The organism is Guyparkeria sp., from assembly GCF_041687595.1.
Lineage (GTDB): Bacteria > Pseudomonadota > Gammaproteobacteria > Halothiobacillales > Halothiobacillaceae > Guyparkeria.
This window is the reverse complement of record NZ_JAWLBP010000009.1, coordinates 14,155-21,989: the sequence shown is the minus strand read 5'-3', so window position 1 is coordinate 21,989 and position 7,835 is coordinate 14,155. Positions and strand designations below refer to the sequence as shown.

10 protein-coding genes are annotated in these 7,835 nt (G+C 66.7%); 3 read left to right on the top strand and 7 right to left on the bottom strand.

Annotation, left to right across the window (positions count from 1 at the left end; all coding sequences use genetic code 11):
* Nucleotides 1-116 precede the first annotated feature (116 nt).
* Entirely contained in the window at nucleotides 117-1,055 is a 939-nt protein-coding gene (locus ACESL5_RS02810; RefSeq protein WP_372591263.1) for a hypothetical protein, read from the top strand.
* Between the two features lie 156 nt (nucleotides 1,056-1,211).
* On the opposite strand, the gene ACESL5_RS02805 is transcribed toward ACESL5_RS02810, so the two are convergent.
* The 3 genes from ACESL5_RS02805 to ACESL5_RS02795 form a co-directional block, all read right to left on the bottom strand.
* Nucleotides 1,212-2,150, bottom strand: coding sequence for a lysophospholipid acyltransferase family protein (locus tag ACESL5_RS02805; protein WP_372591262.1), 939 nt, complete (start codon nucleotides 2,148-2,150; stop codon nucleotides 1,212-1,214).
* Nucleotides 2,147-2,881: a tRNA 2-thiocytidine biosynthesis TtcA family protein gene (locus tag ACESL5_RS02800; RefSeq protein WP_372591284.1), complete on the bottom strand. Its 735-nt coding sequence runs from the start codon at nucleotides 2,879-2,881 to the stop codon at nucleotides 2,147-2,149. Before ACESL5_RS02800 ends, ACESL5_RS02805 begins: the two co-directional genes overlap by 4 nt.
* A gap of 198 nt (nucleotides 2,882-3,079) precedes the next feature.
* Nucleotides 3,080-3,337, bottom strand: a complete 258-nt coding sequence (locus tag ACESL5_RS02795) for a hypothetical protein (protein ID WP_372591261.1) — start codon at nucleotides 3,335-3,337, stop codon at nucleotides 3,080-3,082.
* A 249-nt stretch (nucleotides 3,338-3,586) separates the two neighbouring features.
* Between ACESL5_RS02795 and pip the strand changes: the two genes are divergently transcribed.
* Both pip and dtd read left to right on the top strand, forming a co-directional pair.
* Nucleotides 3,587-4,555 (top strand): prolyl aminopeptidase, encoded by a 969-nt coding sequence (pip, locus tag ACESL5_RS02790; protein WP_372591283.1) that lies wholly within the window; start codon nucleotides 3,587-3,589, stop codon nucleotides 4,553-4,555.
* Nucleotides 4,552-5,007: a D-aminoacyl-tRNA deacylase gene (gene dtd, locus ACESL5_RS02785; RefSeq protein WP_372591260.1), complete on the top strand. Its 456-nt coding sequence runs from the start codon at nucleotides 4,552-4,554 to the stop codon at nucleotides 5,005-5,007. Before pip ends, dtd begins: the two co-directional genes overlap by 4 nt.
* 69 nt (nucleotides 5,008-5,076) lie before the next feature.
* Here the strand turns inward: dtd and soxZ are convergent, their stop codons facing one another.
* The 4 genes from soxZ to ACESL5_RS02765 all read right to left on the bottom strand — a co-directional run.
* The gene (soxZ, locus tag ACESL5_RS02780) at nucleotides 5,077-5,382 is read right to left on the bottom strand and encodes a thiosulfate oxidation carrier complex protein SoxZ (RefSeq protein ID WP_372591259.1); all 306 of its coding nucleotides are present in this window, start codon (nucleotides 5,380-5,382) and stop codon (nucleotides 5,077-5,079) included.
* A 58-nt stretch (nucleotides 5,383-5,440) separates the two neighbouring features.
* On the bottom strand, nucleotides 5,441-5,911 hold the full coding sequence (gene soxY / locus ACESL5_RS02775) for a thiosulfate oxidation carrier protein SoxY (protein ID WP_372591258.1): 471 nt from the start codon (nucleotides 5,909-5,911) through the stop codon (nucleotides 5,441-5,443).
* Nucleotides 5,912-6,093: 182 nt separating this feature from the next.
* Entirely contained in the window at nucleotides 6,094-7,449 is a 1,356-nt protein-coding gene (locus ACESL5_RS02770; RefSeq protein ID WP_372591257.1) for a sigma-54-dependent transcriptional regulator, read from the bottom strand.
* Nucleotides 7,446-7,835 (bottom strand): sensor histidine kinase (locus ACESL5_RS02765; protein WP_372591256.1); only part of this gene is annotated, 390 nt, incomplete at its 5' end. The genes ACESL5_RS02765 and ACESL5_RS02770, both read right to left, overlap by 4 nt.

Here is a 7,835-nt window from a genome sequence, read left to right as displayed (position 1 = left end):
AGCAACTTCGCCTCCGAGTCCACCACGGTCCTGTGGCTGGGAATGATCGGCATGATCATGGGACGCTTGGAGATCTTCACGGTGCTGGCCGTCCTGTTGCCGATGTTCTGGCGCCGATGACGGGGCAAGAGCCGCAGTCCGGGCCGCCGGCCTTCCGGCGGGGATTCCTTGCGCCGCGCTACTGGCCCACCTGGCTGGGAATCGGTCTGCTGCACCTGCTGTCTTTCCTCGGTCATCGCCCGCGGCGAGCGCTCGCGCGGGGGCTGGCCCGGCTGTATCGCCGCGTGAACCCGCGTCGTGCGGATATCGTGCGGCGCAATCTCGAGCTGTGCTTTCCCGAGGAGTCGGCCGGGACGCGCGAGAATTGGGTGGAGCGCTATTTCGGCCTGCACTTCCTCGCCTTGCTCGACCTGGGGCGCATCCGGCGCGCTAGGCGCGGCGAGCTGACCCGGCAGACCGAGGTCGTCGGTCAGGATGTGCTGGACCGGCTTCGGCGCGAGCCCGGGGTGATCCTGACCGTGCACTCGGTAGGGCTGGAATGGGCCGCGGCCATGCTCGCCGAGACGGTGGAGGGCTCGACGATCTACAAGCCCTTCGCCGACAACCCGGTGATCGACTGGTGGTTCGGCAGCATGCGAACCCGGCACGGCACCGAGGCGTTGCCGCGTGATCGGGGCATGGGGCCGCACCTGCGGGCCCTGCGGCGTGGTCGGAGCTTCTTCTACATCGCCGACGAGGATCTCGGCCCCGAGCACAGCGTGTTCGCGCCGTTCTTCGGCGTGGAAAAGGCCACCCTGCCGCTGGCGGGCAAGCTGGCGGCCGCCGCGCGGCGCCCTGTCTACCCGGTGATCGGCCAGCTCGACGAGCGGACCGGGCGGTACCGGCTGCGCTTTCTCGAGCCCGTGGAGTTGCCGGCCAGCGCCGATCGGGAGGCGGCCACGGCGATCAACGGGGTGATCGAGGAACTGGTCCGGGACGATCCCGTCCAGCTGATGTGGTCGCTCAAGTACTTCAAGACCCGGCCGCCGGGCGAGGTCGATCGCTATCGGCGCTGATGGGTGAAAGATGACACCTGCGGTGGTGCCCTTGTCGCGAAGCGGCTGTTTGCTGCTGTTCCCGATAATGCGTGATGCAAGGCGGAGAACGGGCTTCGCGCCGGCGGCGCGGTTCGCTGACGAGGCCAGATCCACCGTGTTCCGTTTTCGCGTGTTTCAGTCCTGCCGTCGTTGCTCGCGGCGCTCCCGTCCGGAAGCCTGACGACGGAAGCGGCGGTAGGTCCACTGGTACTGGGCGGGGTTCTCGCGCACGACCCGCTCGACCTCGCGGTTAAGGGCCGCGGCGGCCTCGACGGGGTCCTCGTGGTCGATCGGCTCGGCCACCGGCTCGTAGTGGATGCGAAATCCCCGGGCATCGGGCAGGCGCTCGGCCCAGCCGGTGAAGGCCGGGGCGCCGGTGCGCCGAACCAGCGTGCGGATCAGGGTCATGGTCAGTGCCGGCTGGTCGAAGAATGGCGCCATGACGCCCTCGCCATGGCGGGGGGCCTGGTCGGGCAGGATCGCCACCAGTTCGCCTCGCTTGAGTGCCCGCAGGGCCTTGCGTACCCCACCGAGGTTGGCCGGCGCCATGTCCGCCCCGAAGCGCGAGCGCACTTCCACCAGCAGGGCCTCCATGGCCGGCTCGCGCGGCGGGCGGTACATGATGGTGGTCGGAGCACGCGCGGCCGTCATCAGCCCGCCCAGTTCCCAGTTGCCGATATGCGGGGCGAGCAGGATGGCCCCGCGGCCAGCCGCCAGTGCTTGCTCGATCGCCTCGAACCCCGGCATGTCATGCACCGCCGCCTCGACTTGCGAGCGGTCCCAGTGCCAGGCCGGCGCGGTCTCGATCAGGCCCATGCCGGTCTCGATCAGGCTGCGGCGGGCCAGCCGGGCGCGCTCGGCCTCGTCGAGTTCGGGCAGGCAGCGCGCGAGGTTTTCCTCGACGGTGTGCCGCGTCTTGCCATTGACCAGCCAGAACAGCCGCCCGAGTGCCCGCCCCAGGCGCTGTGCGCCGCGCAAAGACAGCGCGCCGAGCAGCCGCAGCATCAAGCGGGCGAAACCCAGCCGCAGTCGACCGCGTAGCCGTCGCCGCCAGTCGTCGCGCTTTCGACTCATGACTGGCGGTCCGCGGGCAGGGGCGCGGCATGGGCCTCGGCGTGCGCCACGGCCCGCTCCATCCCGTCGGCGACCAAGGGTGCCATCGCGGATTTCAGCGAGTGGAACAACTGGCCGTTGCTCCGTTCCTCGGCGGCGAGCAGTTGCTTGAAGTGCTCGCGCTGGGTGGGCATGGCAAAGCAGGCCGGGCAGTTGTCGTCGATCACCGGCAGCCGGTTGCTGCGGGCGAAGTCCACCAGCGCCGACTCGCGCACGTCGACCAGCGGCCGGATGATGCGCACGTCGCCGGCATCGTTGAGGTAGTGCGCCTTCATGGTGTTGAGCTTGCCGCCGTGGAAGGCGCTCATCATGAAGCTCTCGGCGAGATCGTCGAGGTGCTGGGCCAGCGCCAGGACGTTGTAGCCTTCCTCGCGGGCCACGCGATAGATCAGGCCGCGCTTGAGTCGCGAGCAGAACGAGCAGTAGGAATCCCCGCTCATGTGCTCGTCGGCCAGCCCGACGATGTCCTCTCGCACGTGGTGGAAGGGCACGCCCAGCCGCTTGAGATAATCGGCCAGCGGGCTCGGGTCGAAGCCCGGCACCATCGGGTCGACGGTCACCGCGGCGATGGAGAAGTCGATCGGCGCCCGACGCTGGATATGGCGCAGGATGTGCAGAAGCGAGAGCGAGTCCTTGCCGCCGGACAGTCCCAGCAGCACCCGGTCACCGTGGTGGAGCATCCGGTAGTGCATGACCGCGCGCGAGACGAGTTTCTGCAGGCCGCGGCCGGGCTGTGCCCAGGCGGCAGCTGCGACCGGGCCGGCGTCGCGGGACGGGGTGCTGGGTTGGGCGGGGACGGTCATGGGTCTTTGGGATCAGGCGGTTGTGGACGACGCGCCATGTTACCAGCCACCCGTGTGCCAATCACCGCCGGTGGCGTCCCCGGCGTCTCAGTCCGCGTAGATGGGCCGGCCCCGGTAGTAGCCCTTGATGCGCCGCCCCGCGGCCGCGGGGTCGCCGGCTTTGAGGGCGGGCTCCCCTTCCAGTGAGGTCGCCAGGGCGGCCACCGCGGGGTCCTCGCTGGCCTTCGCCAACCTCAGCAGTCGCTGCTTGACTCCGTAACGTGTCACGTCCACCTCGATCCCCATGTCCTTTTCCAGGGCCCGCTTGAGGGCGATCAGCAGCTGCATTTCCTCGCGTTGTGACATGCCTGACGGCTCCAGTGATTGGCGATGCGTTCTGCAAAGCAAGGAGCAGACCATCGATACAACCTATTGATTCGCCGTGTGCCGGCAGGCGGTGTTCGTGGGAACTGCACCGAGGTGACGCGCCCGGTCCGATCAGGTGCCCGGTCGTGGGGCGCGGGCGTGCGCCCGCCAAGGCAGTACACTGTGTCGGGCGAGGGCCGACGTTTGTCGACCGAGCAACGTTCCACCCGGATGACGAGGACTGCCCGCATGCGCACGCTCTATCCCCCTGTCGAGTCCCTGGTGAACCACAGCCTGCCGGTCGGGGACGGCCACGTGCTGCACGTCGAGGAATGCGGTCGATTGTCCGGCATTCCGGTGCTGTTCCTGCACGGCGGCCCCGGTGCGGGTTGCACGCCCATGCACCGGCGCTTCTTCGACCCCGATCGCTATCGCGTCATCCTGCCCGACCAGCGGGGTGCGGGACGGTCGACCCCGCACGCGGGGCTGGAGGCGAACACGACGGCCGATCTGGTGGCCGACCTCGAACGTCTCCGCGAGGCGCTCGACGTGAACCGCTGGCTGGTCTTCGGCGGGTCCTGGGGGTCGACGCTGGCGCTCGCCTACGCCCAGAGCCATCCCGAACGGGTCAGCGGCCTCATCCTGCGCGGCGTTTTCCTCTGTCGGGAGGAGGACATTCACTGGTTCTACCAGCACGGGGCCAGTCGCGTGTTCCCGGACCACTGGCAGGATTTTCTCGAACCGATACCGATCGAGGAGCGCGACGACCTGGTCGCGGCCTACCGCAAGCGTCTCGACGGCGAGGACCAGATCGCCCAGTACCACGCCGCCCACGCTTGGTCGGTGTGGGAGGGACGCTGCGCCACCCTGCGCCCGGAGTCCGAGGTGGTCGACTACTTCGCCAACCCGCACAACGCGTTGGGCATCGCGCGGATCGAGAACCACTATTTCAGTCACGGTGCCTTTCTCGACAAGCCGCTGCTCGACGGCATGGATCGTCTCGCCGGCATCCCGGGTCACATCGTCCACGGGCGTTACGACATGGTCTGTCCGGTCGACCAGGCCCATGCACTGCACGCGCGCTGGCCGGGGGCGGAGCTGGAGATCATCGACGAGGCGGGGCACGCCGCGAGCGAGCCGGGCATCGTGGACGCGTTGGTGCGGGCGACCGATCGATTCGCCGAGTCGCTCGATGCGGCCGGAGGACGCGGGGCATGATCGCGCTAATCCAGCGGGCCGCGCGCGGAGCGGTGCGCGTGGACGGCCAGGTGATCGGCGAGATCGGGGCGGGGCTGGTCTGCCTGGTGGGCGTGACCGACGGTGACGGCCCGGCGCAGGCGCGACGCCTGGCCGAGCGGGTGATGAACTACCGGATGTTCCCCGACGAGAATGGGCGGATGAATCGCTCGGTGGGTGATATCAAGGCCGGCATACTCGCCGTGCCTCAGTTCACGCTGGCCGCGGACACGCGGCGTGGCAACCGGCCCAGCTTCACACCGGCGGCCGAACCGGGCCAGGCGAGCGATCTCTTCGATGCGTTCGTGGCGGCCCTGCGTGAGGGTCACCCGGGAAAGGTGGCCACCGGGCGTTTCGGTGCGGACATGCAGGTCGAACTGGTCAACGACGGGCCGGTGACCTTCTGGCTCGAGGTGCCACCCGCCCGGCCATGACATTGTTCACGGACACGAAAAAAGGCCCGCCGATTGGCGGGCCTTGTCTTTTCCGATGTTCAGTCTGCCTTAGGCAGCCTGGGTAGCCTCGTCGGACTCACCGGTGTTGGAGTTCCAGGTCATCTTGACCTCGTCACCCTTGGCGCCCGGTACCTTGATGTTCAGGTACGGGTTCTTGGAGACGGCCTCGGAGAGGTTGGCCTGCATGACCGACTCGCCGTTGACTTCGACGTTGATGGTCTGGATGTAGTTCGCCGGGATCTTCTCGCCGGTGGACTTGTCTTCGCGGTTGCCGGACTCCATCGGGTGACGGATCAGGGCCTTCACGTCCAGTACGTCGCCGGCCGGGGAAATGCGCATGCGGATAGTAGACATAATCTATACCTCTGGGATTATTTGTCTGTATTCAATGACTTCGGTTGGTAGAGGCTGATTAGCCGCCGCAGCCACCGATAGTTACCTTGACTTCCTTGCCGGCCTTGAACAGCTTGCCGCCAGCGTGAACTACGCCGGTTACGTCGTCGGTTTCGCCCATACGGATACGGGTGGAGACGAACGGGTTGGCGCCGGACAGGTCGAAGGAAGCGACCAGCGGGGTCGGGTTCTTCGATACGAAGATGGCGACCTTGTCGGTGTCAGCGATGCTGGACTCGACGGTGACCGGAACGACGGCGCCGTTCTCGGCGATGTCCGGGGCCTTGACCGTGATGTCGCCGGAGTCGGACACGTCATGAGCACCGAACAGCTCGTCCATGGCGTTGTCCATGCCTTCGGAATCGAAAGCCGCTTCCGGCCAGTCGGCGGCCAGGACGGCACGCGGGGAAAGCAGGCCGGCACCAACAGCCAGGCCAGCAGCACTGGCAGCGAGGCTGCCCTTCAGAAATACGCGACGCTTGGATTGCATATCGTTAACTCCTCATTAAGTTGTGGGTTTCCACGCCCTTCCTTGATGCATGGCCTGTGCCAGTTTTTGATTACTATTAAAAACAACCAGTTAAGGTGTTTTTGGGGGAGTGTTGCAGATTGCAATCTGCAATTTTCGTGGTGTTTCGTGTTGCAGCAGCCAATGTCGGGCGGCCCAAGAGGCTATTTCTTCTCGTAGTTCTGTAGCTTGCGCCACAGGGTGGACTTGTTGATGCCGAGGATGCTGGCGGTGCGCTCGCGATTGCCCTGCGCGTACTCGAGCGTCTTCTGGATATAGCGGCGCTCGAGTTCCTCGAGGGTGGGGTGGTCGGCATCGATGGCCGTGCCGCCCGTATCCATGCCCGTGGCGGGGTCGGCGGTGTCCTCGCCGGCCAGCTCCAGGTCGATTTCCTCGCTGTCGGAAAGGGCCACGGCGCGTTCGATCGCGTTCTTGAGTTCGCGCACGTTGCCCGGCCAGGAGTAGTCGAGAATGGCCTGGCGGGTTTTCTCCGACAGGCGCTCGGCCGGTCGGTGGAAACGGCGGGCGAATTCCTCGAGGAAATGCTGGGCCAGCACCGGGATGTCCTCTCGGCGCTCACGCAACGGCGGCATCTGCAGGCGCACCACGTTGAGGCGGTGGTAGAGGTCGTGCCGGAACTCCCCGGCCTTGACCATCTCGGCCAGGTTGCGGTTGCTGGCCACGATGAAGCGCACGTCGATGGGGATGGTCTTCACTCCGCCGACCCGGGTGATTTCCTGTTCCTGGACCACGCGCAGCAGCTTGACCTGCATCGCATCCGAGATGTTGCCGATCTCGTCGAGGAACACCGTGCCGCCGCTGGCGACCTCCAGCAGGCCCGGCTTGGCAGTGTTCGCCCCGGTGAAGGCACCCTTCTCGTGGCCGAAGAGCTCGTTCTCCAGCAGGGTATCGGTCAGCGCGCCGCAGTCGATGACGATGTAGGGCGTTTGGGCAAAGTCCGAGCGCTCGTGCGTGGCGCGCGCGGCCAGTTCCTTGCCCGAGCCGGACTCGCCCTCGATCATCACGTTGATCCGCACGTCGCGGATCTTGTCGATGATGCGGTAGACCGCCTCGATGGCCGGCGAGCTGCCCAGCATGGCCCGCTCCCCGTCCACGAGCGCCGGGGCGGGCTCCTGTGCCCCGCCGAGCAGGCGGTGTACCAGTTCCACCAGGGATTCGGGGTCGTAGGGCTTCTTGACGAAGTCGCTCGCACCCAGGCGCAACGCCTGGATGGCGTTGTCGATTGTCGAATAGCCGGTGATCAGGATCACCGGCAGTTCCGGCCATTGCCCGCGCAGCCATTCGAGGAACTCCAGCCCGTTCATGTCCGGCATCTTGAGGTCGGTGATCACCAGGTCGACCGCGTTTTCTTCCAGCCATTGCTGCGCGCTCCTTACCGACTGGAAACCGTGGACCGTCAAGCCCTCGGTGCGCGCGTAGCGGGTGAACAGGTCGCTGGCACGCTCGTCGTCGTCGACGAACGCGATCACGGGATGATTGGTCTGCCTGTCTGTGCTCATTTGCTGGTCGTCGGGAAACGGGATGTGTCGTCGGGTTGCAGCACGCGCGGGTGAGCCTTGTGCCGGGGGAGAACGACGCGCGCGAGCACGCCGTTCGCTTCCGGCTCGCCGGCATCCCGCCGGTTCTCCAGGCTCAGCTCGCCGCCGTGGTACTGCACGATGCCGAGGCTGATGGACAGCCCCAGGCCGGTCCCCCGATCGACTTCCTTGGTGGTGAAGAACGGATCGAATATCTGGTCGAGCAGATCCGGGGAGAGTCCCGGACCCTCGTCGCGGATCTCGATGGTGATGCTCTCGTCGCGGCACTCGGCCTGTATCAGTATATGCCCCCCGGCCGAGCTGGCATGGATGGCGTTGCGCACGAGATTGCTGACCACCTGTTCCAT